This window comes from Sinorhizobium sp. P24N7 (assembly GCF_042436655.1).
GTDB classification, from domain to species: Bacteria; Pseudomonadota; Alphaproteobacteria; order Rhizobiales; family Rhizobiaceae; genus Sinorhizobium; species Sinorhizobium meliloti_A.
The window spans coordinates 1-394 of record NZ_JBHMIW010000153.1; the positions used below are offsets into that span (position 1 = coordinate 1).

Annotated in this window: 1 protein-coding gene and 1 pseudogene; both read left to right on the forward strand. The window is 57.4% G+C overall.

The window, feature by feature from the left end; translation table 11 throughout:
* Positions 1 to 194 (forward strand): annotated as a pseudogene (locus tag ACFHWW_RS34395) (ABC transporter permease); the annotation flags it as partial.
* Positions 191 to 394 (forward strand): ATP-binding cassette domain-containing protein (locus ACFHWW_RS34400; protein WP_379943873.1); only part of this gene is annotated, 204 nt, incomplete at its 3' end. The pseudogene ACFHWW_RS34395 and the gene ACFHWW_RS34400, both read left to right, overlap by 4 nt.

Genomic DNA, 394 nt, shown 5'->3' on the forward strand with positions numbered 1-394 from the left:
TTGGTGCCGGTGTACGCATGCCGACGCCCGAATGGGGCCTGATGGTTTCAAGCGGCGCTCAGCAAATGATCCTAGGGATCTGGTGGGTGTCGCTGTTCCCTGGACTGGCCATCGTCATCTCGGTTCTGTGCTTCGCTCTCCTTGGCGACATTGCGAAGGACATCTTTGACCCGACCGGAAGGGTACGGAAATGAATATCGCAAAATCCAAGGAAGTCCTGAGGGTCGACGGACTGACGGTCGTCCATGGCGACCATGAGATCCTCAACAAGATTGACTTCACACTCTCCCGCAACGAAGTGCTCGGCATTGTCGGCGAGACGGGTGCTGGCAAATCGATGCTGGCGCGCACCCTTATCGATCTTCTGCCGGACGGAGTCGAGATTTCCGAAGGC